General features: G+C 71.6%; 24 protein-coding genes. 15 read left to right on the top strand and 9 right to left on the bottom strand.

Annotated features, from left to right (window positions below; genetic code table 11):
• Positions 1 to 66: 66 nt before the first annotated feature.
• Genes pcaD through pcaH form a run of 4 tightly spaced genes read right to left on the bottom strand, consistent with a single transcriptional unit; the run spans position 67 to position 3,879 of the window.
• Complete coding sequence (gene pcaD, locus JOC24_RS29650; RefSeq protein ID WP_205023497.1) at positions 67 to 1,239, bottom strand: bifunctional 3-oxoadipate enol-lactonase/4-carboxymuconolactone decarboxylase PcaDC; 1,173 nt, start codon at positions 1,237 to 1,239, stop codon at positions 67 to 69.
• Positions 1,236 to 2,564, bottom strand: a complete 1,329-nt coding sequence (gene pcaB, locus JOC24_RS29645) for a 3-carboxy-cis,cis-muconate cycloisomerase (RefSeq protein WP_205023496.1) — start codon at positions 2,562 to 2,564, stop codon at positions 1,236 to 1,238. The genes pcaD and pcaB overlap by 4 nt, the downstream gene beginning before the upstream one ends.
• Positions 2,564 to 3,136 (bottom strand): protocatechuate 3,4-dioxygenase subunit alpha, encoded by a 573-nt coding sequence (gene pcaG / locus JOC24_RS29640; RefSeq protein WP_205023495.1) that lies wholly within the window; start codon positions 3,134 to 3,136, stop codon positions 2,564 to 2,566. The genes pcaB and pcaG overlap by 1 nt, the downstream gene beginning before the upstream one ends.
• The gene (gene pcaH, locus JOC24_RS29635; RefSeq protein ID WP_205023514.1) at positions 3,136 to 3,879 is read right to left on the bottom strand and encodes a protocatechuate 3,4-dioxygenase subunit beta; all 744 of its coding nucleotides are present in this window, start codon (positions 3,877 to 3,879) and stop codon (positions 3,136 to 3,138) included. Before pcaH ends, pcaG begins: the two co-directional genes overlap by 1 nt.
• A 214-nt stretch (positions 3,880 to 4,093) precedes the next feature.
• Here pcaH and JOC24_RS29630 point away from each other — a divergent pair, with 214 nt between their 5' ends.
• Positions 4,094 to 4,561, top strand: coding sequence for a MarR family winged helix-turn-helix transcriptional regulator (locus JOC24_RS29630; RefSeq protein WP_205023494.1), 468 nt, complete (start codon positions 4,094 to 4,096; stop codon positions 4,559 to 4,561).
• A 12-nt stretch (positions 4,562 to 4,573) separates the two neighbouring features.
• Here JOC24_RS29630 and JOC24_RS29625 read toward each other — a convergent pair whose 3' ends face one another.
• A complete protein-coding gene (locus tag JOC24_RS29625; RefSeq protein WP_205023493.1) occupies positions 4,574 to 5,323 on the bottom strand; it encodes a VOC family protein in 750 nt (249 codons plus the stop codon).
• Between the two features lie 158 nt (positions 5,324 to 5,481).
• Here JOC24_RS29625 and JOC24_RS29620 point away from each other — a divergent pair, with 158 nt between their 5' ends.
• The 8 genes from JOC24_RS29620 to JOC24_RS29585 all read left to right on the top strand — a co-directional run bounded on the left by JOC24_RS29620 (position 5,482) and on the right by JOC24_RS29585 (position 14,469).
• On the top strand, positions 5,482 to 7,197 hold the full coding sequence (locus JOC24_RS29620) for an FUSC family protein (protein WP_205023513.1): 1,716 nt from the start codon (positions 5,482 to 5,484) through the stop codon (positions 7,195 to 7,197).
• Positions 7,194 to 7,697, top strand: a complete 504-nt coding sequence (locus tag JOC24_RS29615) for a MarR family winged helix-turn-helix transcriptional regulator (RefSeq protein WP_205023492.1) — start codon at positions 7,194 to 7,196, stop codon at positions 7,695 to 7,697. The genes JOC24_RS29620 and JOC24_RS29615 overlap by 4 nt, the downstream gene beginning before the upstream one ends.
• A gap of 763 nt (positions 7,698 to 8,460) precedes the next feature.
• Positions 8,461 to 10,089 carry a sensor histidine kinase gene (locus tag JOC24_RS29610; RefSeq protein WP_205023491.1) on the top strand — a complete coding sequence of 543 codons (1,629 nt, stop codon included), beginning with the start codon at positions 8,461 to 8,463 and terminating at the stop codon, positions 10,087 to 10,089.
• Positions 10,086 to 10,493: a roadblock/LC7 domain-containing protein gene (locus JOC24_RS29605; RefSeq protein ID WP_205023490.1), complete on the top strand. Its 408-nt coding sequence runs from the start codon at positions 10,086 to 10,088 to the stop codon at positions 10,491 to 10,493. The genes JOC24_RS29610 and JOC24_RS29605 overlap by 4 nt, the downstream gene beginning before the upstream one ends.
• On the top strand, positions 10,490 to 10,858 hold the full coding sequence (locus tag JOC24_RS29600; RefSeq protein WP_205023489.1) for a DUF742 domain-containing protein: 369 nt from the start codon (positions 10,490 to 10,492) through the stop codon (positions 10,856 to 10,858). Before JOC24_RS29605 ends, JOC24_RS29600 begins: the two co-directional genes overlap by 4 nt.
• Entirely contained in the window at positions 10,839 to 11,453 is a 615-nt protein-coding gene (locus JOC24_RS29595; RefSeq protein ID WP_205023488.1) for a GTP-binding protein, read from the top strand. Before JOC24_RS29600 ends, JOC24_RS29595 begins: the two co-directional genes overlap by 20 nt.
• A gap of 79 nt (positions 11,454 to 11,532) precedes the next feature.
• Complete coding sequence (locus JOC24_RS29590; RefSeq protein ID WP_205023487.1) at positions 11,533 to 13,041, top strand: cytochrome P450; 1,509 nt, start codon at positions 11,533 to 11,535, stop codon at positions 13,039 to 13,041.
• Positions 13,042 to 13,122: 81 nt separating this feature from the next.
• Complete coding sequence (locus JOC24_RS29585) at positions 13,123 to 14,469, top strand: 6-phospho-beta-glucosidase (RefSeq protein ID WP_205023486.1); 1,347 nt, start codon at positions 13,123 to 13,125, stop codon at positions 14,467 to 14,469.
• Between the two features lie 16 nt (positions 14,470 to 14,485).
• Here the strand turns inward: JOC24_RS29585 and JOC24_RS29580 are convergent, their stop codons facing one another.
• Together JOC24_RS29580 and JOC24_RS29575 are read right to left on the bottom strand one after the other, a co-directional pair.
• Positions 14,486 to 14,926, bottom strand: coding sequence for a hypothetical protein (locus JOC24_RS29580; protein ID WP_205023485.1), 441 nt, complete (start codon positions 14,924 to 14,926; stop codon positions 14,486 to 14,488).
• Complete coding sequence (locus tag JOC24_RS29575) at positions 14,920 to 15,378, bottom strand: ATP-binding protein (protein ID WP_205023484.1); 459 nt, start codon at positions 15,376 to 15,378, stop codon at positions 14,920 to 14,922. Before JOC24_RS29575 ends, JOC24_RS29580 begins: the two co-directional genes overlap by 7 nt.
• Before the next feature lie 204 nt (positions 15,379 to 15,582).
• On the opposite strand from JOC24_RS29575, the gene JOC24_RS29570 reads away from it, so the two are divergent.
• The 5 genes from JOC24_RS29570 to JOC24_RS29550 all read left to right on the top strand — a co-directional run bounded on the left by JOC24_RS29570 (position 15,583) and on the right by JOC24_RS29550 (position 18,821).
• Entirely contained in the window at positions 15,583 to 16,443 is an 861-nt protein-coding gene (locus JOC24_RS29570) for a helix-turn-helix domain-containing protein (protein ID WP_205023483.1), read from the top strand.
• A complete protein-coding gene (locus JOC24_RS29565) occupies positions 16,443 to 16,679 on the top strand; it encodes a DUF397 domain-containing protein (protein WP_014049581.1) in 237 nt (78 codons plus the stop codon). The genes JOC24_RS29570 and JOC24_RS29565 overlap by 1 nt, the downstream gene beginning before the upstream one ends.
• Positions 16,680 to 16,743: 64 nt before the next feature.
• Positions 16,744 to 17,553: an SAM-dependent methyltransferase gene (locus JOC24_RS29560; protein WP_205023482.1), complete on the top strand. Its 810-nt coding sequence runs from the start codon at positions 16,744 to 16,746 to the stop codon at positions 17,551 to 17,553.
• A 169-nt stretch (positions 17,554 to 17,722) separates the two neighbouring features.
• A complete protein-coding gene (locus JOC24_RS29555; protein WP_205023481.1) occupies positions 17,723 to 18,190 on the top strand; it encodes a YchJ family protein in 468 nt (155 codons plus the stop codon).
• A gap of 43 nt (positions 18,191 to 18,233) precedes the next feature.
• The gene (locus JOC24_RS29550; protein ID WP_205023480.1) at positions 18,234 to 18,821 is read left to right on the top strand and encodes a GNAT family N-acetyltransferase; all 588 of its coding nucleotides are present in this window, start codon (positions 18,234 to 18,236) and stop codon (positions 18,819 to 18,821) included.
• 10 nt (positions 18,822 to 18,831) lie between these two features.
• Here JOC24_RS29550 and JOC24_RS29545 read toward each other — a convergent pair whose 3' ends face one another.
• Positions 18,832 to 20,907 carry an MDR family MFS transporter gene (locus tag JOC24_RS29545; RefSeq protein ID WP_205023479.1) on the bottom strand — a complete coding sequence of 692 codons (2,076 nt, stop codon included), beginning with the start codon at positions 20,905 to 20,907 and terminating at the stop codon, positions 18,832 to 18,834.
• A 55-nt stretch (positions 20,908 to 20,962) separates the two neighbouring features.
• Positions 20,963 to 21,799: an ATP-grasp domain-containing protein gene (locus JOC24_RS29540; RefSeq protein WP_205023478.1), complete on the bottom strand. Its 837-nt coding sequence runs from the start codon at positions 21,797 to 21,799 to the stop codon at positions 20,963 to 20,965.
• Positions 21,800 to 21,905: 106 nt separating this feature from the next.
• Here JOC24_RS29540 and JOC24_RS29535 point away from each other — a divergent pair, with 106 nt between their 5' ends.
• Positions 21,906 to 23,132 carry a cytochrome P450 gene (locus JOC24_RS29535; RefSeq protein WP_205023477.1) on the top strand — a complete coding sequence of 409 codons (1,227 nt, stop codon included), beginning with the start codon at positions 21,906 to 21,908 and terminating at the stop codon, positions 23,130 to 23,132.
• Positions 23,133 to 23,168 lie beyond the last annotated feature (36 nt).

Below are 23,168 nucleotides of genomic sequence, written 5' to 3'. Positions count from 1 at the left end.
AGGGTCGGCCCCGCACCGTCCCGGATGCCACGGGACGCACGTCCACGCGGCCGTGCAGGAGGACGGTCAGTCCGCCTGAGCCCCATCCCGCCCCCGCTCCGTCCGCTCCGGCTCCTCCATCTCAGTCAGGACCCGCTCCGCCACCGCGAACGCCGCGTTCGCCGCGGGCACTCCGCAGTACACCCCCGCCTGCAGCAGTGCGGCCCCGATCTCCCGGGGGCCGAGGCCGTTGCGTACCGCCGCGCGTACGTGCATGGCGAGCTCGCCGTGGTGGCCGTGCGCGACCAGCGCGGTCAGCGTGATCAGGCTGCGCTCGCGCCGGGACAGCGTCGGGTCGGTCCAGACCTCCCCCCAGGCGTAGCGGGAGATGAACTCCTGGAACGGTGCGGTGAATTCCGTGGTCGCGGCCTGTGCTCGGTCCACGTGCGCATCGCCGAGGACCTCCCGGCGCACGGCGGTCCCGCTCCCGCGCTCGCGGGGCGCGAAGTGCGCCGCCAGGACCTCCCGTACGGCCTGCGGGCGCTCGGCGGGAGCCAGGTGGGAGGCGCGTGGCAGTTCCGTCAGCGCGGCCCCCGGGATGCCGTCGGCGATCTCGCGGGCGTGCTCCACCGGTGTCGCCGGGTCCTCGCGGCCGGCGATCACCACGGTGGGTGCCCGGACCCCTGACAGCCCGGGCCGCAGATCGCAGTCGGCGAGCACGTCGCAGCACGCGGCGTACGCCGACGGGTCGGTGGCCAGGAGATCGTCGAGCAGCCGGGGCTCGGTGAAACCGGGAGTGAACCAGCGGCCCGCCGCGCTCTCCGCGACCTTGCCGAGCCCCTCGGCGCGCACCAGGGCGGCCCGCTCCCGCCACGGCCCCGGGTCGCCGAAGTGGGCGGACGAGCAGACCACGGCCAGCCGGTCGACGCGCTCCGGGTGATGTGCCGCGAGCCACAGGCCCACGGCGCCGCCCAGTGACACCCCGGCGTACGAGAACCGTTCCAGGGACAGTGAGTCGGCCAGGGCCAGCACCAGCGCACCCAGATCGTCGATCCCCGCTCCCGGACCGATCAGACCCGCGGGCGAGCCGCCGTGTCCCGGCAGGTCCCACCGCACGATCCGGTGGCTGACCGAGAGTTCGGGCGCGACCCCGTCCCAGAGCGCGGTGGAGGTGCCGAGGGAGGGGCCGAGCAGGAGGGCGGGAGCGTTCGTCGGCCCCTCGGCGCGGTGGTGGAGGAGACGGGCTGGTGTCGTGGTCATCGGCGCTCCAGAGCGCGGTCGGTGAGGGGCCCGGCACAGCCGGTGTACCGGGCGGGGTCGGTGAGTTCAGCGAGATCGAGGCCGTCGAAGGCCGGCTCCCCGGCGAGGACCTCCGCCAAGGGTCTGCCTTCGTCCCGGGCCCGCTCGGCTGCCCCGGTGAGGATCTCCCGGGCGCGGGCGCGGCCCACCCGACGGGCGGCGACCGCGGCCAGCCGCTCCGAGACGATCAGCCCGCCGGTCAGCCCCAGGTGGCTCCGCATGGCCGACGGGAACACCCGGAGCCCTTCGGTGAGTTCCGCCGCGTCCCGTGCCGCGCCGCCGACCAGACGCAACAGGTCGCGCAGGGGCTCCCATTCGGCGTGCCAGGCCCCGGCCGGCCGTTCGTCCTCGGCGGCGAGCGAGCCGTACAGGGTGGCGGCCAGTCCGGGTGCGCGGCGGGCCGCCGCGGCGATCAGCGTCGCACGCACCGGGTTTGCCTTGTGCGGCATGGCGGAGGAGCAGCCGCCGGACCCCTCGGCGAGCTCGCCGGTCTCGGTACGGGACAGGGCGAGCACATCGGCGGCCGTCTTGCCGAGCGCGCCCGCGGTGAAGGCGAGAGCTCCGGCCAGGTCGGCGACCGGGGTACGCAGGGTGTGCCAGGGCAGCAGAGGTTCGGCCAGGCCCAGTTCCCGTGCGTAGACGGCGACGAGCTCCAGAGCCGCCTCGTCCCCGCCGTCGGCGGAGAACGCGGCCAGCGTGCCCGCCGCGCCGCCGAGCTGAGCGGGCAGCGATGTGCGTGCGGACCGGAGCCGGTCCCGGGCGTCGAGCACCATCGACCGCCAGCCGGCGGCCTTGAGACCGAAGGTTGTCGGCACGGCGTGCTGCGTCAGTGTGCGGCCGGGCATCGGCGCGTCGCGGTGTCCGGCCGCCAGCCGCTCCAGCGTGCCGGCGGTCCGCCCCAGGTCGTCGAGGACGAGCGCCAGGGTGCGCGAAGCCACCAGCATCGCCGCCGTGTCGAGGATGTCCTGGCTGGTCGCGCCCCGGTGGACGAAGGGCCGCGCCTTCTCGTCCACGGCAGCGACAAGGTCGGCGACCAGCGGAATCACCGGATTGCCACCGGCCCGCGCCCGTAGCGCCAGCTCCCGCACGTCGAACCGGCTCGCGTCCGCCGCCGCGGTGACCGCCCTCCCCGCCCCGGGCGGGGCGAGCCCGGAGACGGACCGGGCCCGGGCGAGGGCCGCTTCGGCGTCCAGCATGGCCTGCAGGAAGGCGTGGTCGCCGGTTGCGGTCTCGGCCTCGGAGCCGGCCCGTCCAGGGGCGAGGAGGCCGGCGTCGCTCTCGTGCATCAGCTGAACTCCAGGAAGACCGTCTCGTCGTCGCCCTGGAGACGGATGTCGAAGCGGTAGGTGTGGGGGTCCGTACGCGTCGCGATCAGTGTGGCGCGCCGTTGCGCGTCCAGCGACTCCAGCAGCGGATCGGCCGCCTCCGGAGCCTCGTCGAGCAGCTCCGGGAGGTACACACGGGTGTGGAGGTGGTGGACGAGGCCGCGGGCGAACACGGCAGCACAGAGGTACGGGACGCCGCCGGGCCGCAGCGTACGCACGAACCAGCGCCCGGCCGCGTCCGTCGGAGCGCGGCCGAACCCGGTGAAGTCCACGCCGTCGCGTCCGATCACGTTCCCCGTCGCGGGGTCTCGGCGCAGCGATCCGGGACGACCGGTACGCGATCCGTCGGGAGCGGGCTGCCAGGTCTCGACGATCGCGTCGGGCACGGGTTCCCCCCGGCCGTCGAGCACGTAGCCGTGCACCGTGACCGTGCCCGGGTGCCCGGCCGGGGCGACCTCGCTGCCTCCCGGGAAGGGCAGCGCGTAGCCGTAGAAGGGGCCGACGGTCTGGGAGGGGGTCGGGGAGTGGGACATCAGTGGCCGCCTTCTTCCTCGGTCCAGGTGGCGCAAGGGCCGTCGAGGACGATGTCCCAGCGGTAGCCGAGGGACAGCTCGGGCACGGACAGGTCGTGGTCGTACGCCGATATGAGCCGCTCGCGGGCCGCCTGGTCCGTGACGGACCTGATCACCGGGTCGTAGGGGAGGAGCGGGTCGCCCGGGAAGTACATCTGGGTGACGAGCCGCTGGCTGAACGACGTGCCGAACAGCGAGAAGTGGATGTGCGCGGGGCGCCAGGCGTTGAGGTGGTTGCGCCAGGGATAGGCACCCGGCTTGACGGTCGTGAACGAGTAGCCGCCGTCGTCGTCGGTCAGGCACCGTCCGAACCCGGTGAAGTTCGGGTCGAGCGGAGCCGGGTGCTGGTCCAGCTGATGGGCGTACCGCCCGGAGGCGTTGGCCTGCCACACCTCGACGAGCTGGCCCCGCACCGGCCGGCCGGACCGGTCCGACACCCGTCCGCTGACGGTGATCCGCTCCCCGAGCGGCTCACCGCCGTGCCGCGCGGTCAGATCGCGGTCCTGCGCGGTCACGTCCGTGACACCGAAGACCGGCCCGGACAGCTCGACCGCCTCCGGGTCGCGCACAGGGACGGGCGAGCGGTGCGGGTGGCGGAAGTGACTGCTGCGGTACGGGGGATAGTCGCGCGGCGGATGGTGTGCACCCGGCCCGGCCGCCGCCTGCACCCTGGCCACCTCCGAGTCGATCTCCTGCTGGCTCATCGCGTCGGGCAGCGGATACGCGGGAAGGTCACCTGCGGTCATGTCACGGCTCCGTGAGTTGCGCGGATATTGCTCAGTACACTGAGTAAATGGCGATGGCCGTGAAGCTAACCGGGGCGCGCCGTTGTGGTCAAGACCCTCAGTACACTGTGCATCTTCGATACGTCGGCGGCAGAGTCCGCCGCCGACAGGCCGACAGCGAGAGGGCGGTGCCGTGAAGGCCGTCGACCTGAGCACCCACCCCGGGCATCTCGCCCGGCGTCTGCAGCAGGCGCACCACCTGCTCTGGAACGCGATGGTCTCGCAGGAGATCACCTCACCCCAGTTCGCCGTGCTCAACGCCTTGACCGCCGAACCGGGCCTCGACCAGCGGACGGTGGGGGAGCGGGTCGGCCTCGACCGGTCCACCGTCGCCGAGGTGATCACCCGGCTGCTGCGCCGGGGGCTGCTGCACAAGGTGCGTGACCAGCAGGACGGGCGGCGCTTCCTGCTTCGTCTCACGGACGAGGGTGCCGCCACCCATCGTCGGCTCGCCAGGCGCACGGTGGGCATGAACCAGGTTTTCCTCGGTCCGCTCTCCGCGGACGAGCAGCGGACGCTCTTCGGCCTGATGCGCAGGGTGGCGGACGCCGCCGAGACGCTGCGGGCACCCGAGGAGGCGGGCCCGCCCCGAGGGCGTTGAACGGGGGCGCCCTCAGGGGGTGCGGATGCCGAACCCCGCCCCTTGGGGGTCGCGCAGCGTCGCGACCCGGGGGCCGCCCGGGATCTGCCGCGGAGGTGCGAGCGGTGTACCACCCGCGGCCAGGGCCGTCGCCGCGGTGGCCTCGGTGTCGGCCACCGTGAAGTAGGGCAGCCAGTGCGGCGGCGTGCGCGCGGGCTCGTCGGGCTGCTCCTTCATGCCGCCGAAGTCGGTTCCGTCCACGCCCCAGTGCGTGAAGTGTTCGGTGGCGTCGACCGTCCAGCCGAGCACGGCCGGGTAGAAGGCGAGCGCCCCCTTAGGGTCGGGTGTGCGGAGCTCGGCCCAGCCCAGCGTTCCCGGTTCGTCGAAGCGTTCCGCGCCGGGAAAGGCACGCGCCTGCCAGAGGGAGAACACCGCGCCGGCGGGGTCGGCGGCCACGGTGAACCTCCCCAGGTCGAAGACGTCCATGGGGTCCATGAGCACCGTGCCGCCCGCGGATCGCACCGAGTCGGCCGACGCGTCCGCGTCCGCGGTGGCGAAGGACACGGTCCAGGCCGACCGCTCCTCCGGGCGGTAGAGGGGGCTGAAGGCCGCGACGGCGTCCTCGCCGATGCGCGCCGTCGTGTACCCGCCGGCCTCAGGTCGTGGGTCGGTCTCGGACCGCCACCCGAGGAGTGTCGCGTAGAACGCCTGGGCCGCCGGGACGTCCGAGGTGCTCAGCTCGACCCAGCAGGGTCTGCCGGGCGCCGGGTCGGTGAGCTTCATGCGTCTTCCTCCCGAGGTGTGCCACCCGTCCGGTTTTTATGTTTTTGTTCAGCACGCTAGAGCCGGGCCGAAGCGGTGGCCACCCGGAGAGGTCCGGTACCGGTCAGATCTTTTACGGGTGTAATACCTGTTAAAGTAAATGAGTGAGTGATACATCCATGCGACCCCGGAAACCATCCGTCCACAAACTGCCGGTGACCGGTGTCCTGCGGCTGAACAGCCCCGCGGAGATCTGGTACAAGCCCGCGCTGAGCGTGGTGGTCGCCTCGGCCGTCCCGAATCTGCTGCTGTACTCCCTCGGCCGCCTCGACCTGGTCATGTACACGATGGCGGGCTCCCTCTGTGCGCTGTACGGGCACAACCTGCCGTACGCCCGCAGGGCGCACGCCGTCCTCCGTGTGGTCCTGGGAATGGCCGCGGGCTTCGCCGTCGCTCTGATCACCGCCTCGCTCACCGACTCGACCGCCGTGCTGATCGCCGTCGGTGCGCTGCTCGCGGCCGTGCAGAAGACCTTCTGCGACGCGACGCGTATCGGTCCGCCCGGCAACGTGATCTTCGCCTTCGTCACCTCGGCAGCGCTCTTCGCGCCGCAGGAGCTCGGCCAGGTGCCGGGACACATGGCCCTCATGCTGGCGGCGGGCGCCTTCTCCTGGCTGGTCACGGCCGGGCCCGTCCTGTGGCACCGGGAGGGACCTGAGCGTCTGGCCACGGCCCGTGCACTCAACGCGGCCGCCGCCCACGCGGCTGGTCCCGACGCCCGTACCCGGCATGCCGCGGCCGCGGCCGTTCAGGCGGCATGGCAGTCGCTGCTGGCCGCCGGGCGGCCCACCGCCGTACGCCGGGAACTCGAGCGGCTCGTCGTCCACGCCGAGCGGGCCCTCGCCGAAACAGCGACCGGCGGCCAGATCCGTGGCGCAGGCCCCGGAGGCCGTGTCTCCGGCGCGGACCCCGATGAACTGCGCCTGTGGGCGGCGCGGACCCGGGCCCGTGGCCCCGTCCCCTGCCCCCCGCCGGCACCCGGCACCGTCGAACAGCTCTTCGGGATCGACGCCGAGCGGGCCGGGCAGCGGATGCGGCGGGGCCGCCGTGAGGCCCGTCGCAGGCTGCTGCGCGCGCTCGGTCCCGGTTCCCCAGTGCTGCCGGTCGCCTTCCGCACCCTCGTGGGATGCGCACTGGCCGGCTACGTGTCATCGGCGCTCGGCGTGGGCCACCCGTACTGGGCCATCGTTACGGCTGCGTCCGTCTACCAGCCCAACCTCGCCCTCTCCTGGAGCAGGGCCCTGCAGCGGACCGTCGGCAATCTGCTCGGGGTGCTGGTCTTCGCGGCCGTCATCCCGCTCGCCCGGGTCGGCCCGCTCGCCCTCGTCCTGTGCGTCCTGGTCTTCAACTTCGCCGCCGAGGCCCTGATCACCCGCAACTACTGGCTCGGCTCCGTCGCCGTCACTCCGATGGCCCTGCTGATCCTCGAATTCGGCGGGTTCCAGCCCGCGGGCGAACTCATCGCCGACCGTGCCCTGGACACCCTCGTGGGCGTCGCCGTCGGCTTCCTCGCCGCGATCGCCGTCACCAACCGCCGGGCGTCCGGCCGCGTGGAACGGGCGCTCGCCGCGGCGCGAAAGGCCCGGGACCGGGCCGAGCGGGCTGTCGCCGACCCGGCGGCCGACGCCCTCATGCTCGAAACGGCGCGCCGGAGCCTGACCGCATCCCTCGTCGAGCTGCGCGACGCCGGCGACGTCGCATCGGGCGAATGGTGGCAGCGCGCCCTGCCGGAGGAAGAGCTACTGGCGGTGGAGCAGGCGGGACACCGTACGCTCGCGGCGACAGCACAACGGCAGGGGCGGATCGCCCTGCCCCCGGCGAACGGAGCGGTGTGAGCGACGACATCGTGGCCTCGGTGGTACGGCAGTGGCAAGCCGTCAGCCCGGGGCTGGACACCGGACCGATGGAGCTCATCGGCCGCATCAACCGCTGTGCGGCCCTGCTCCAGCAGGCCGAGGACGCCCCCCTGCGGGCCGCCGGACTCAACCGGGCCGAATTCGACCTGCTCGGTGCGATGCGGCGGACCGACCGCGAACTCACCCCCGGTGAACTGGCCCGTGAGACCTTCTCGTCCGGAGCCGCCGTCACCAAGCGGCTGCGCACCCTCCAGGAGTCAGGCCTGATCGGCCGCCGCGGCGACGCCAGGGACCGCAGGGTCACCCACGTCGGCCTGACGGAGGCCGGCCGCGACCTCGTCGACCGCCTGCTGCCGGAACAGCTCGCCTACGAGCGGTCGGTGCTCTCCGGGCTCGACGAGGAGACCCGCAACGGGCTCAGCGGACAGCTCGGCGAGCTGCTGGTGCAGCTGGAGGGCCGGCTCGGCGGCCGTCGCTGACGAAGCGCCGCCGCCGTAGGACTCCTGTCGACGGGCCCTGAAGTCCGGGCCTTACGACAGGCCGCTGCGAGGCGGCGCCGTCGAAGCGGCTCCGCCCGCACGCATCGAGCGCCTACCGGGCTCTCCACGCAGCCGGGCGTCCGAGTTCTCCGCTCGGTCGGCTTCCTGCTCGGGTCCGGGGGCGACCCCGGGGGCCGGGACGAGATCACGGACGGTGAGGGCGCGGCCGGGCCGAGACGACCGCGCCTGCCGGGCTCAGGGGAGCGCCGACCCGAGGGCGGGCTCCCCGCGGTCGCTCCCGTCCCTCCGCTCACACACCCGTCCGTCGCTCAGGTTTCCGCTCCTTTCGATCCGATTCGATCGCATGTGCCCTTGTCCCGCACTGCGGTGCACAAGTCGTCGAATGCGGTGACGATCTTCGCTCGCCGAAACGCCTTGCGAGGCGTTCTCGCAGCTCATGGATCACTGACCATGGTCGATCGTCCCCGCCTCCGACCCGCAGAGCGGGACAAGTGAGTGCGCTTCCTCCCGATTCGTGGATCACGTCACTCACTGCGCACGCTCGACGCCGCTGAGTGCGAAACCTGGCGAGTGTATTACCGCGGGAGTGCCCGCGCAGGGGGTTGGGCGAATATGCCGAGGCACTGCTCTGATCTGTCTAGGCTCACGCCCAGTGAAGTCGAGTTGTTCCGAATTCGAGCACTTGTCCATAACTGTCCGTACAAGTGCGTATACCTCCCGAATCAACCGCCAGAGGGTTTAGATGGTCCGTGTTGAATCACCGCCGACCAACAGAGACATCCCTGTAGTCCGCGCCGCGCTCCTGCCCGTCGTACTCATGGCCGGGGCCACCGCTGCCGGCTCGGTGCCGGTCACCGGAGCGGCGCGTGCGGCAGTCGTGTGGTGTGGTGCGATCGCCACAGTCGTCGTCGCCACGCTCGTCGTCGCACTGAAGCGACGGAACCGGGCGACGCGCGTCCAGCGAGCCGAGTACGAGCGGCGCATCGCCACCCTGGAACGCCGCATCGCCTCGCACGACCAGGAGACCGAACGGCTCAGCAAGGAGCTCCTGCCCACCGCGATCCGCCGACTGCGCGCCAGTAACTCGCCGCAGGAAGTGATGCGCGACGTCGTCGACGCGGACGCGTCGTACCGCAACCTCCCCAAGGCGCAGCGCGCCCTGGTGCTCCAGGTCCTCGACATCATCGACAACGAAGAGGCGATGCGTGACTCCGCGCAGCGCGCCTTCGTCAGCGTCGCCCGCCGGGTACAGGCCATCGTCCACCGACAGGCCAGTGAACTCCGGGAGATGGAGGACCACCACGGGCGCAACCCCGATGTCTTCGACGACCTGCTCCGCATCGACCACGGCACCGCGCTGATCGGCAGGCTCGCCGACTCCATCGCCGTACTCGGCGGAGCCCGGCCCAGCCGTCAGTGGCCCAAGGCCGTACCGCTGTTCAGCGTGCTGCGCGGTGCGATGTCCCGGATCCTCGAATACCAGCGCGTCGATCTGCACTCGATCGCCAAGGTCGCCATCGTCGGCACCGCGGTCGAACCGCTCATCCACGCCTGCGCCGAGCTGCTCGACAACGCGACGCGCTACTCGCCGCCCCAGACCCGGGTGCACGTCACCGCGGTCGAGGTGCAGACCGGCATCGCCATCGAGATCGAGGACGGCGGCGTCAGCCTCAGCGAGGAGGCCCGCGTGAGGGCCGAGAACATGCTCGCCCAGGCCCGGGCCGGCATCAACATGAACGACCTGGGGGAGTCCCCGCGCCTCGGCATGGCCGTGGTCGGCCGGCTCGCCCGTATGTACCAACTCCAGGTGTCCCTGCGGCAGTCCGCGTACGGCGGGGTCCGTGCCGTGCTCATCGTGCCGCGCGACATGATCACCACCGGTCCCGCACCCGGGATCGCGCACGGCATCGGCGCCACCTCACGGCCCCAGAGTTCGCTCGACATGTCGCAGATGCGGCACGTCGTCCCCCCGCTCGGTAAGAACAAGGCGCGGTCCACCGGGCCCGTCCCGTCGCTCGCGCCTCCCGCCCCCGTCCCGGCGCCGGTGGCGTCCGCCGCGCGGCCCGCGCCCACCGCGGCGGCGATGGGTGACGACGAGATCGTCGTGACCGAGTGGACCGAGGGCGGGCTTCCCCAGCGCCGCAGCCGGGGGCGCGCACCCCTCGGTTCGCACAACCTCCCGCAGCAGGCCGCACCGGCCGCGGAGCCCGCCGCACGCTACGGGCACAACGGACACGGCGGGGGCGGCGGCGGCACGGCACCGCCCGGGCTCTGGCTGGAGGCATTCACCCAGGCCGTCAACGGTGTGCCCAAGGACCCGGCGAACGACACAGACTCCGACGACGCGTGGGACAAGGGAGACGAGAAGTGATCCAGCAGCGGGGAAACATGGACTGGATGCTCAAGGAACTGGCCGACGACGTACCGAGCATCCACCAGATCGTGGTGCTCTCCGCCGACGGCCTCCGCATCGCCCGGCACGGCGGCGACCCGGACGTCGCCGACCGTCTCGCCGCCGCCTGCGCCGGGCTGCAGAGCCTGGCCGCTGCCGTCGCCACCGAGATCCCCTACAGCGACGGCCTGATGAAGCTCGTCGTGATCGAGGTGACCGGAGGGTTCTTCTACCTGATGGCCGCCGGAGCGGGCGCCTACCTCGCGGTCCTGGCCGGCGAGACGGTCGACGCCGGACTGGTGGGCGCCCGCATGCGCGACATGGTCGTTCGTATCGGAGCACACCTGACGAGCCCGCCGCGTCATGAGGGGCAGGCCGGATGAGTCCTCCCCGACGAGAACGCCGAAAGGCCGACCCGGCGGTGAGTGACCCGGAACGGCTGTATGTGATCACCGGCGCGCCCGACGGCCGGAGAGCGGCGCTCGACCTCGTCACCATGGTGGTGGCGCAGGCCGAGCCGTCCCCGACGGTCCAGCCGGAGCAGGCGGCGATCCTGCGGCTCTGCAGGGCGCCGCTGTCCGTCGCCGAGATCTCGGCCTATCTGAGTCTCCCATTCAGCGTGGTCACCTCGCTCCTGACCGAACTCCTGGCGACCGAACTGATCGAGTCACGCGCGCCGATCGTCCGCGCCGCGCTCCCGGACCGGTCCCTCCTCGAAGCGGTGATGCATGGACTTCAGAAGCTCTGACACGATCACGGGCCCCCGGAGCGAGGACGTCCTTCCCGACACGGCCACGGCCGCGGTGAAGGTCGTCGTCGTCGGCGGGTTCGGGGTGGGCAAGACGACGATGGTCGGCTCAGTGAGTGAGATCCGGCCCCTGACGACCGAAGAGACCATGACCCAGGCCGGGGTCGGCGTGGACGACAACGTCGGGGTGGAGACCAAGACCGCCACCACCGTCGCCATGGACTTCGGCCGGATCAGTCTCAGCGACGAACTGATCCTCTACCTGTTCGGCACCCCCGGCCAGGAGCGCTTCTGGTTCCTGTGGAACGGACTCTTCGAAGGAGCCCTCGGAGCCGTCGTCCTCATCGACACCAGGCGGCTCCAGGTCAGTTTCGACGTGATCGGCAGGCTGGAGGAGCGCGGCGTGCCGTTCGTCGTCGCCGTCAACACCTTCCCCGGGGCACCGCACCACCCCGTCGAGGCCCTGCGCAGCGCCCTGGACCTGTCGGACGAGGTACCGATGGTCGACTGCGACGCCCGGCTGCGCGCATCCAGCCGGGACGTGCTGCTGACCCTGATGCGCTACCTGCACAGCCTCGCCGTGCCGCTCGCCTGACGACGGCCCGCACCTCAGCCTCCGGACGGGCCCTGTCCCGACTCGCCCGTCCCCGGAGCGCCTTATTCCTGGAGCCCCTGTGACAACCCCCTTCCAGCACGAACCCGGATTCACCGCCGGTCCGGTGCCACCCCCGCAGTGCCCCGCGCACGGCATGGGCATCGGACCCGGCGGACTGCGCCGGCTGTACGGTCCCGAGGCCGAGGCGGACCCGGCGGGCCTGTACGAGAAGCTGCGTGCCGAACACGGCACGGTGGCGCCCGTCCTGCTGCACGAGGACGTCCCCGCCTGGCTGGTCCTCGGACACAGCGAGAACCTCCACATGACCCGCACCCCCTCGCAGTTCTCCCGCGACTCGCGGCGGTGGCGTGGCCTGCAGGACGGCAGTGTGGCCCCGGACCACCCGCTCGCACCGCTCTTCACGTGGCAGCCGGTGTGCTCGTTCGCCGAGGGCGCCACCCACGAGCGGCTGCGCGGCGCGGTCACCGACAGCATGGCGCGCATCGACACCCGCGGCGTGCGCCGCCACATCAACCGGTACTCCAACAGGCTCGTCAACGACTTCTGCGGGGAGGGGCGCGTCGAGCTGGTCAGCCAGTTCGCCGAGCGGCTCCCCATGATGGTGATGTGCGCGATCATCGGCATGCCGGAGGAGTACGACGACCGTCTGGTGCAGGCCGCCCGTGACATGACGCGGGGTTCGGAGACCGCGGTCGCGAGCAACGCCTACGTGATCGGCGCGCTGGACCGGCTGGTCCAGCGCCGCCGGGAGGCGCCCGCCGAGGACTTCGCCACCTGGCTGGTCGAACACCCCGCCGCGCTCACCGACAAGGAGGTCAGCGAGCACCTGCGGGTCGTTCTGATCGTCGCCTACGAGACGACCACCAATCTGATCGCCAACGTGCTGCGCATGGTCCTCACCGACCCCCGGTTCCGCGCCCGGCTCAGTGGCGGGCACATGACCGTGCCCGAGGCGGTCGAACAGACCCTGTGGGACGAGCCGCCGTTCACCTCCGTCCTCGGACGCTGGGCGGTGGGCGACACCGAGCTCGGAGGACAGCAGATCAAGGCGGGCGACGCCCTGATCGTCGGCATCGCGCCCGCCAACACGGACCCCGCCGTCCGACCCGACCTCACCGTCAGCATGGAGGGCAACCGTGCCCACATGGCGTTCAGCAGCGGTCCCCACGAGTGCCCCGGGCAGGACATCGGACGCGCCATCGCCGACGTCGGGGTCGACGCCCTGCTGATGCGACTGCCCGACCTCGAACTCGCCGTCGGCGAGGACGAGCTGAGCTGGGCCGGCAACTTCATGTCGCGGCACCTGGTGGACCTGCCCGCGGGATTCGCCCCGACACCGCAGCAGGAGGTCGACGCCGAACCGCTGCCGGCGGTGGCCCGGAACCGGACGCAGACCGACTGGGAGGTGTCGTCACCCGCCGCCCGACGCGCTCCCGAGACCGCCCCGTCCGCACCACGCACCGCCGAGCCGCACACGACACCCGGGGAAGGCGTCGTCATCCCGGCGCAACGGAGCGGCCCGACGAGGGTCTGGCACGCCGTCGTCCGGTGGTGGAACGGTCACTGACGGCGGAACCGGCCGCCGCTCCGGTACTCCGGGCCTCCGGGTCCGGGGTGCCGGGCCGCCCGCCCCGTACCATCGAGCAGCGTGAAGCTGACAATTCTTGGCGGCGGCGGATTCCGTGTCCCTCTCGTGTACGGGGCCCTGCTCGGTGACCACGCCGAAGGCCGCGTCTCGCGGGTGACCCTGTACGACACCGACGCGGACCGGCTCACGGCCGTCGCGCGGGTCCTGGCCGAACAGGCGGCCGGAATCGACGACGCACCCGACGTACATGCCACCGGTGATCTCGACGAGGCCCTGCGGGGCGCGGACTTCGTCTTCTCCGCCATCAGGGTCGGCGGCCTGGCAGGCCGTGCCGCCGACGAACGCGTCGCGCTCGACGAGGGTGTCCTGGGCCAGGAGACGGTCGGGGCCGGCGGCATCGCCTACGGGCTGCGGACCGTCCCCGTCGCGACGGACCTCGCCCGGCGCGTCGCCCGGCTCGCGCCCGACGCGTGGGTCATCAACTTCACGAACCCGGCCGGCCTGGTCACCGAGGCCATGGCACGGCACCTCGGCGACCGGGTCATCGGGATCTGCGACTCGCCGGTGGGACTCGGGCGCCGGATCGCCCGGGTCCTGGGCGCGGACCCGGACCGGGCGTGGATCGACTACGTGGGGCTGAACCACCTCGGCTGGGTCCGGGGCCTGCGGGTCGGGGGCCGTGACGAGCTCCCGCGTCTGCTGGCGGACCCCGCGCTCCTCGGCTCCTTCGAGGAGGGCAGGCTGTTCGGCCCGGACTGGCTGCGTTCGCTGGGCGCGATCCCCAACGAGTACCTGCACTACTACTACTTCAACCGGGAGGCGGTCCGGGCCTACCAGGACGCCGAACAGACCCGCGGTGCCTTCCTCCGTGACCAGCAGGAGGGCTTCTACGCCCGGATGAAGGATCCTGCCGCCCCGCCGCTGGCCACGTGGGACCGTACGCGCGCCGAACGCGAGGCGACGTACATGGCGGAGAACCGGGACGTGGCGGGGGCCGGTGAGCGCGAGGAGAGCGACCTGGAGTCCGGGGGCTACGAGCAGGTGGCCCTCGCCCTGATGCGCGCCGTCGCCCGCAACGAACGCACCTCGCTGATCCTGAACGTCCGCAACCGGGGCACCCTCGCGGTGCTCGACGAGGAGGCCGTCATCGAGGTGCCCTGCCTCGTGGACGCCGGCGGCGCGCATCCCGTCGCCGTCGACCCCCTCCCGTACCACGCGGTCGGGCTGGTCACCGCGGTCAAGGCCGTGGAGCGGGCGGTGCTCGAAGCGGCGGAGAGCGGATCACGTGCGGCAGCCGTGCGCGCCTTCGCCCTGCACCCCTTGGTCGACTCCGTCTCCGTGGCCCGCCGGCTGGTCGAGGGGTACACCGGGGTCCACCCGGGGCTCGCCTACCTCGACAGGCCTTGAGCGGGGGTCCGGCCCGTCAGGGAGCGGTCACGACCCTCGGCCGGCCCGGCGGACCCCAGGACGGTGCGACGCCGGTGACCTGGCAGACCATGAGGAAGAGCGGAATGGGCGGCGTGTAGGGCGTACGGCTTTCAGGAGCGTGGATCAGGCGCGGGCGGCCCGCGGGGACGTAGGCCCCGGTGGCGTACGACGCCTGCTCCGGCCAGTCCAGATCGAGATCCGAACCCGACGGTACGATCCACCACCACCGGTCCGCGTCGGCGAACACGCATCCAGCGCGCGGCAGATGCGACATCAACCGGAACCCGTACTGAGCGGGTACGCCCACGGCGTCGAAACCGAGGCTTGCCGACAGCGCCGGTGGCAGCGGCAGCCGGACCCGTCCCCCCTCCCCGTCCTCGTCCGCCGGGCGCGGGCGACGGGCGCCGAGAAGCTGGGACAGCGCGGTCCTCAGCATGTCCGCTCCGGGCCGTGTGGCAGCTCCGCCCACACGATGCGCCCCGAGCGGTTGCCCGTGTCGTGGGATCCCCAGGACGCACTCACGGAGTCGACGAGCAGCAGGCCGCGTCCGTGTTCCCCCTCGGCGGTGAGGGACAGCCGCGGACCACCGGGCTGATGGCCCTGGTCCTGTACGGAGATCCGCAGCCTGCCCTCGTCGCAGCGGAGCTCGCAGACCACCCGGGCGCTCGCGGTGTGCACGATCGCGTTGGTGACCAACTCGGAGACGATCAGCACCGCCGCGTCGTGGACGTCCCCGGCCAGCCGCCAGTCCGCCAGCCTGGCCCGCGTGAGGCGCCGGGCGCCGGCCACCGACTCGGGGTGCGCCGCCAGGGCGAAGCAGTAACGGAGCGCCTCCGCCCCGGGGCTGAGGTCCGTGAGCCGGGGGATGAGCGCACTGCCAGGTGCCACGACCGATTCCTCACAGTGGGGGCTGTGTCACGCTTCGCACCGTCCCGGAAAGGCGGACGCGATCACGCGAACTTGGTTCGGTCACCAACTCTCCCCCTGACATGAACACTTGGCAAGAGGCACTCTGAAAAATTCAGAGTGGCTGTGTTCCCGGAGCCGTGCGCATGGCACACTGCTCGCACATAGCGCATCGGGAGGTCTGAAGTGAGCGAACCGCGGTCCGCCCCGACCGTGGGTCAGGTCGTTCTCGGCAAACGCCTGCAGGATCTGCGGGAGCGCGTCGGCCTGAGCCGCGACCAGGCGGCGAAGGTGCTCCGTGTCGCCCCCGGGACCATACGCAGGATGGAGACCGCCGAGGTCGGGCTGAAGATCCCGTACGTCCAGCTCCTGCTCAAGGCCTACGGGATCGCCGACGACGAGACCGACGCCTTCGTCGAACTCGCCGAAGAGGCCAACAAGCCCGGCTGGTGGCAGCGCTTCCACGATGTGCTGCCCGACTGGTTCAGCATGTACGTCAGCCTGGAAGGCGCCGCGAGCCTCCTGCGCACCTACGAGCCGCACTTCGTCCCCGGGCTCCTCCAGACGGAGGACTACGCGCGCTCCGTCCTGCGTACCGGCGCGGTCGGCCAGACTCGGCCCGCGGACATCGAGCGCCACGTGGCGCTGCGGATGGAGCGGCAGGCACTGCTCACCAAGGCGGAGGCGCCGAAACTGTGGGTGGTGATGGACGAGACCGTCCTGCGCCGCCCGGTCGGAAGCCCCGACGCCATGCGGGCGCAGGTCGACCGTCTGCTCGATGCGACCGAGATGCCCCATGTGACCCTGCAGATCGCGGAGTTCGCGACAGGGCATCACCCCGGCACGTACGGCCCGTTCGTCCTCTTCCGCTTCGCGGTCCCCGAACTCCCCGACATGGTCTACAGCGAGTACCTGACCGGCGCCGTGTACTTCGACGCGCGCCCCGAGGTCGCTTCCTACCTCGAGGTCATGGACCGAATGGCGGCTCAGGCCGCAACTGCACAACGCACGAAGGAAATCCTCAGGGACTTCCGCAAGGAGCTGTGATGAACCACATATACAACGGCATGCCGGCCGCCGATCTCGGCACCGAAGGCTGGTACAAGCCGTGGAGCGGTGGTAACGGCGGCAATTGCATCGAGGCCATGAAGCTGGCCGACGGCAGGGTGGCGGTCCGTCAGTCGGCGGACCCGGACGGCCCCGCGCTCATCTACTCCAACGGGGAGATCGCCGCCTTCATCCAGGGCGCCAAGGCCGGACAGGCTGATTTCCTCCTCACCTGACGCGGCGCCACCTACGCTCGCACCACTCACCGTTCGCCCCAGCAGCCGACCAACGGAGTGTGCCATGACCGGGCAGGAATCCCAGACCGTCGAGATCGACACGAGCAAGCCTCATCCGGCGCGGATGTACGACTGGTTCCTCGGTGGCAAGGACAACTACCCGGTCGACGAGCAGATGGCCCGGCAGCTGCTCACCCTGGACTCCCGCGGCCGCGACATGGCCCGGGTCAACCGTGCCTTCATGCACCGGGCCACCCGCTGGCTGACCGAGAACGGTGTGCGTCAGTTCCTCGACATCGGCTCCGGCATACCCACCGAGCCGAATCTGCACCAGGTCGCCCAGCAGACCGCGTCGGACGCGCGGGTCGTCTACTGCGACAACGACCCGATCGTGCTCGCGCACGCGGCGGCGCTGCTGCGTTCCACACCCGAAGGCGCCACGCAGTACATCCAGGCCGACGCCCGTCGGCCCGAGGCCATCCTGGAGGCGGCGGGCGAGTTTCTCGACTTCGGCCGGCCGATCGCCCTCTCACTCCTCGCGCTGCTGCACTTCGTGGACGACGAGGACGGGGCCGCCGAGCTCGTCGACCGGCTCGTGGAGCGGCTGCCCTCCGGCAGCTATCTCGTGCTCTCACACACCACGGGTGACTTCGACCCCGAGGGCGCGGCCAAGGCCCGTGCGATGTACAAGGCGCGGGGGATGACCCTGAGGCCCCGCTCGCGGGCAGAGCTCACCGCGTTCTTCCACGGTCTCGAACTCCTCGAGCCCGGCGTCTCGCTCTCCGCGGACTGGCGGCCCGAGCTCGGTGAGGCCATCGACGTCCCCGGCCACGAGCCGATCCCCGGCTACGCGGGCGTCGCACGCAAGCGCTGACCACACCGGTGCCCGGCGGGTGGTGCGTCGCGACAGGCAGACGCCGGGCATCTTCACCACGAGTACGTCGTCGCCGTCACCCCCGGCCGGGGAACGCGCCGGGCGCCTCCACGGTCCCGGCCGAGAACCCGGCCCGCCGGGCGCCGGGGCGACCGGCGACAATGGGAGCATGTCACGACGCACCTCCCGCCCGACCGGATCCGGCGCCCCCTCCGCCAGGGCTCGTGCCGGAGCGAACCCCGGACGGACGGCCCCGGAATCCCCCTGCCCCTGCGGTCTGCCCGCCACGTACGCCGACTGCTGCGGCAGGTTCCACTCGGGTGGTGCGGCCGCCCCCACCTGCGAGGCACTGATGCGCTCGCGGTACGCGGCCTTCGTGGTCCAGGACGCCGGCTATCTGCTGCGTACCTGGCACCCGGACACCCGCCCGCCGGCCGTCGACTTCGACCCGGCCATGCGCTGGACCGGCCTGGACATCCTCGAAGCGACCGACGGCAGCGCCTTCCACAGCACCGGAACGGTCACCTTCCGGGCCCGCTACACCGACGGCGGCCGGCCCGACGCGCTTCACGAGAAGAGCCGGTTCGTCCGCCACGAGGGAGCGTGGGTCTACGCCTCCGCGGTGTTCATCGACTGAAACCCCGTTGCCCCGGCCCGGCGGTCCTTCCTAGGATCCGCGCATGAGCAGCGAGGACACGGCGAAGCCGAACGCGGAACGCACACACTGCTGGCGCGGCCGGGGCATCGCCTTCACCCCCCTGGAGATCACGGACGCCGAACTCCTGCACCGCTGGCGTTCCGATCCGGTGGCGGCGCACGAGACGGGCGTCTGGCCCGGCTCGCTGTACGAGCTGACCGAGCGCATCGAACGCCAGCTCGACGACAACTCGCGCGACGACTTCCTCGTCCTGCTGCCCGACGGCACACCGGTCGGGCTCATCGCCCTGTACGACCAGCAGCTGGCCGAAGGCACCGCGGAGGCCTACCTGATGCTGGCCAGGGAGCACCGGGGGCGCGGCCACGCCGTCGCCGCCCTCGACGCCCTCACCGACCTGGCCTTCGGTGAGCTGCCGATGCACCGGATCGAGGCCTTCACCCACACCGACAACGCCGCCTCCCTCACGGTCCTCGCCGCTGCCGGTTTCGCGTCGGAGGGCGTACGACGCTCGTCCTGCTTCCACCGGGGCCGCCGCTACGACAACGCCGTCCTGTCGCTGCTCCGTGCGGAGTGGGAGGCCCTGGACCGTCCCCGGTCCTGGGAGCTCTGAGCCGGAGGCGTCAGACGGGTGCGGAGCTCCGCCCGGCCGACGGGGCCAGCTGCTGCTCCAGGTCCTCCGCGAGGAGCCGTTTGGCGATCACGTCGACGGCTGCCCGGAGCTCCCGGTCGTCGGGCCGGGCGCCGTCCTCGGCCAGCCGTGCGTTCAGCCAGCGGCCCCAGGCAGCCGAGATCGTCGCCGCCTCACGACTGCCCGCCGCAGTGTGGGTGAAGAGCCGGCCGTCCCCGGTGAGGTAGCCCTCCTCGATCATCCGGTCGAAGACGGGCACCAGCACCTCCGGCGGGATCCGGTGCCGGGCGGCGATCAGCCGGAGCCCCGCGTGGCCCACCATCCGGGTGAAGAGGTCGACCTGCATGACGGCCCAGGCCCCGGCCATGTCGAGGCGGGTGTCGGACTCCGCGACGATCCGCCGGGCGGCGTCGGGACCCGCCTGGTGCAGGATCCTGGCGACGGAGGATTCGAGCACCTTCGCCGGGTCCCCGGTGCTCGGCTGGGCGAAGCCCTCACCCATGTCCGTGGAGCTCGCCCGGGCGCTGTCGCGCAGCTTCACCTGCTTCAGGAAGAGTGAGACGACGAACCCCAGCAGGGCCACCGGCACCGTCCAGAGGAACACCGTGTGCAGGGTGTCCGCGTAGGCCTGGGCGAGGGGTGCGGTCTGTCCGGCGGGCAGGGCGTGCACGGCCTGTGGGCTCTCCGCGGCCCCGGCCAGCGAGGCCGGATCGCCGCCCGCACGTGTTGCCTGCTCGACGCCCTGCGTCAGATTCGGCCGCAGCGCGTTGGCGTAGATCGTGCCGAAGACCGCCGTACCGAAGGAGCTGCCGAGCGTGCGGAAGAACGTCACACCGGAGGTCGCGGTGCCCAGGTCCGAGTAGTCGACCGTGTTCTGCACGGCGATGGTGAGGACCTGCATCGACAGGCCGATACCGATGCCCAGCACCAGCATGTAGAGGGACTCCAGCCAGACCCCCGTGCCCGGCCCCATCCGGGACAGGAGGTAGAGGCCGGCCGCCATCACGAGAGAGCCGACGACGGGGAAGAAGCGGTAGTGGCCCGTCTTGCTGACGACGTTCCCGCTGAAGATCGAGGCCGCCAGCAGACCGATCACCAGGGGGAGGGTCCGCACCCCGGAGAGGGTGGCGGAGTCCCCGTCGACGTACTGCAGATACGTCGGCAGGTAGATCATCGCACCGAGCATGGCGAAGCCCACGATGAAGCTCAGGATGGAGCAGACCGCGAACACCGGGTTGCCGAACAGCCTCATCGGCAGCATCGGCTCCTTAGCCCGCGTCTCCACGAGGCAGAAGAGCGCCAGGGCGACCAGGCCACCGGCGAACAGGGCGATGATGACCGGCGAGCCCCAGGCGTACTCGTTGCCGCCCCAGCTCGTGCCGAGGATCAGCGCGCTGGCTCCGACGGCGACCAGCCCGATGCCCAGGTAGTCGATGACCGGCCGTCCGGCCGCGCGCACGGAAGGGATGTTGCGGGCGGCGGCGATCACCACCACGATCGCGATCGGCACATTGACGTAGAACGCCCAGCGCCAGGTCAGATGGTCGGTGAACAGTCCGCCCAGCAGGGGACCGACGACCGTGGCCACGCCGAAGACCGCGCCGATGGCCCCCTGGTACTTGCCCCGGTCCCGCAACGGGATGACGTCGGCGATCAGCGCCATGGAGGTGACCATGAGCCCGCCCGCGCCGATGCCCTGGAGACCACGCCAGATGATCAGCAGCAGCATGTTCGACGCGAGACCGCAGAGGAACGAGCCGGTGATGAAGGTGACGGCCGAGATCTGGAAGATCAGCTTACGGCCGAAGAGGTCACCGAACTTGCCCACCAGCACCGTCGCCACGGTCTCGGCCAGCAGATAGGCCGTCACGACCCAGGACATGTGCTCCGCGCCACCGAGTTCGGAGACGATCGTGGGGAGCGCCGTCCCCACGATCGTCTGGTCCAGCGCGGCGAGCAGGATCCCCAGCACGATGGTGGCGAAGACGATGTTCCGGCGCCTGGGGTCGAGGACGGGTGGCGCTGCGGCACTCTGCGCGGCGGGTGAGGTCTCGCTGGCAGTGGTCACCCTCGCACCCTCACACCCGGCCCCGTCTCACGCCTGCGGGCGCGGGCCGTACGGGTCAGGCCAGCAGGTCCCGCACGGAGCCCGTCATCCGGGCGACGAACGCCTCGCGGACACCCTCCGGCACCCGGTCGAGCGACAGATACGGATTGAGGTCCTCCAGCTCGACGAGCAGCAGGTCACCCTCCTGCGTCCGGCAGGCGTCCACCCGCTGGATGCCGTGCGAGAGCGTGTTCCACTCGACGAAGCGGCGCGCGAAGTCCAGGTCCGCACGACTCGGCTCGTACGGTTCGAGCACCCAGCGGCTCTCCGGACGCGGTGCGTGGAGGGCGTACTGGAAGTCGTGGTCGACGAAGTAGAAGGACACCTCGTAGCGGAAGTCGATCCGGGGCTGGACGAGCAGGGTGCCGTCGGCGCCCTCGGGAAGCTCCGGACCCCCGGTGAACCGCAGCCCCTGCGAGTCCGCGCCGAGCTTGGGCTTGACCACGTATCCGGCCGCCCGGGGGAGCAGTCCGAGATCCGCGGCACGGTCCACGGTGGGGATCACCGGGAACCCGGCCCTGCTCAGGTCGACCAGGTACTGCTTCCCGGCCATGTCACCGCGCCCGTCGAGCGAGTTGTGGACGCGGATCCCCGCTTCCCGAGCCCGGAAACAGAACGCGTCGTACGCCTCCGGGTAGTGCAGGACCGGACCGCTGTTGCGGACGACCACCGCGTCGAACCCGTCCAGCAGCGCCGCCGCGTCCCGGGGGTGACAGAGCGCGACGTCGAAGGCCTCGCGCAGCCGGGACGTCAGGAAGATGTCCTCGTCGCAGTAGCGCCGCCCGCGCGCCTCGTAGGCGAGATCGGTGACGAACAGGACGGAGGGGCGTGGTGCGCCGGACCGGGCGATCAAGAATACTCCCAGGGGGTTCGGTATCGGGCCGATGGTCAATAGCCTTGCTGGTGCTGCCCGTTCACTGTCATGAAGCACCTGATCTCTGCCCCCACAGGAGCCACACGTGTCCCAGGCATCGTCACCGCCCGACATTCTCTCGCCCGCCTTCGCCGCCGACCCCTACGGGGCCTACCGGACGATGCGCGAGAGCGCGCCCCTCATCCACCACGAGGCCACGGGGAGTTACCTCGTCTCCCGTTACGAGGACGTCGAGCGCGTCTTCAAGGACCGGGCCCAGGAGTTCACCACCGAGAACTACGACTGGCAGCTGGAGCCCGTCCACGGCCGGACGATCCTCCAGCTCAGCGGCAGGGAGCACGCCGTACGCCGGGCCCTGGTCGCCCCGGCCTTCCGCGGGGCGGACCTCCAGGAGAAGTTCCTGCCCGTCATCGAGCGCAACGCCCGGGAGCTCATCGACGCCTTCCGGCACAGCGGGGAGGCCGACCTCGTCGAGGCGTTCGCGACCCGCTTCCCCGTCCTGGTCATCGCCGACATGCTCGGCCTGGACAGGGAGGACCACCAGCGCTTCCACGGCTGGTACACCAACGTCATCGCCTTCCTGGGGAACCTGGCCGGTGACCCCGCGGTCGCGGCCGCCGGGGAACGCACCCGTGAGGAGTTCGCCGAGTACATGATCCCGGTCATCCAGCGGCGCAGGGAGGAGCCCGGGGACGACCTGCTCTCCGCGCTCTGCGCCGCCGAGGTCGACGGCGTACGGATGAGCGACGAGGACATCAAGGCGTTCTGCAGCCTGCTGCTCGCCGCCGGCGGCGAGACGACCGACAAGGCCATCGCCTCGGTCTTCTCCAACCTGCTGGCCCACCCCGAGCAGCTCGCCGCCGTGCGGCGGGACCGTTCCCTCGTCGACCGGGCCTTCGCCGAGACACTGCGCTACACCCCGCCGGTCCACATGATCATGCGCCAGACGGCGGGCGAGGTGGAGCTGTCCGGCGGCGTCGTCCCGGCCGGGGCCACCGTCACCTGTCTGATCGGCTCGGCCAACCGGGACGCGGCCCGCTACGCCGACCCGGACACCTTCGACCTGTTCCGCGACGACCTGACCAGCACCACGGCGTTCTCCGCGGCCGCCGACCACCTGGCGTTCGCACTGGGCCGCCACTTCTGCGTGGGTGCGCTGCTCGCCCGGGCCGAGGTCGAGACCGGGGTGAACCAGCTGCTCGACGCCATGCCGGACCTGCGTCTCGCCGAGGGCGTCAGCCCGGTCGAGGAGGGTGTCTTCACCCGGGGCCCGGCATCGCTCCCCGTGCGGTTCACGCCGGTGGGCGTCTGAGAGGGAGCCGGTGCGGCGGTCCGCCGCACCGGCTCC

This window comes from Streptomyces sp. HB132 (genome assembly GCF_016909575.1).
Taxonomy (GTDB): domain Bacteria; phylum Actinomycetota; class Actinomycetes; order Streptomycetales; family Streptomycetaceae; genus Streptomyces.
Note: the sequence above shows the minus strand (reverse complement) of the source record. Positions and strands in the feature narration are given on the sequence as shown.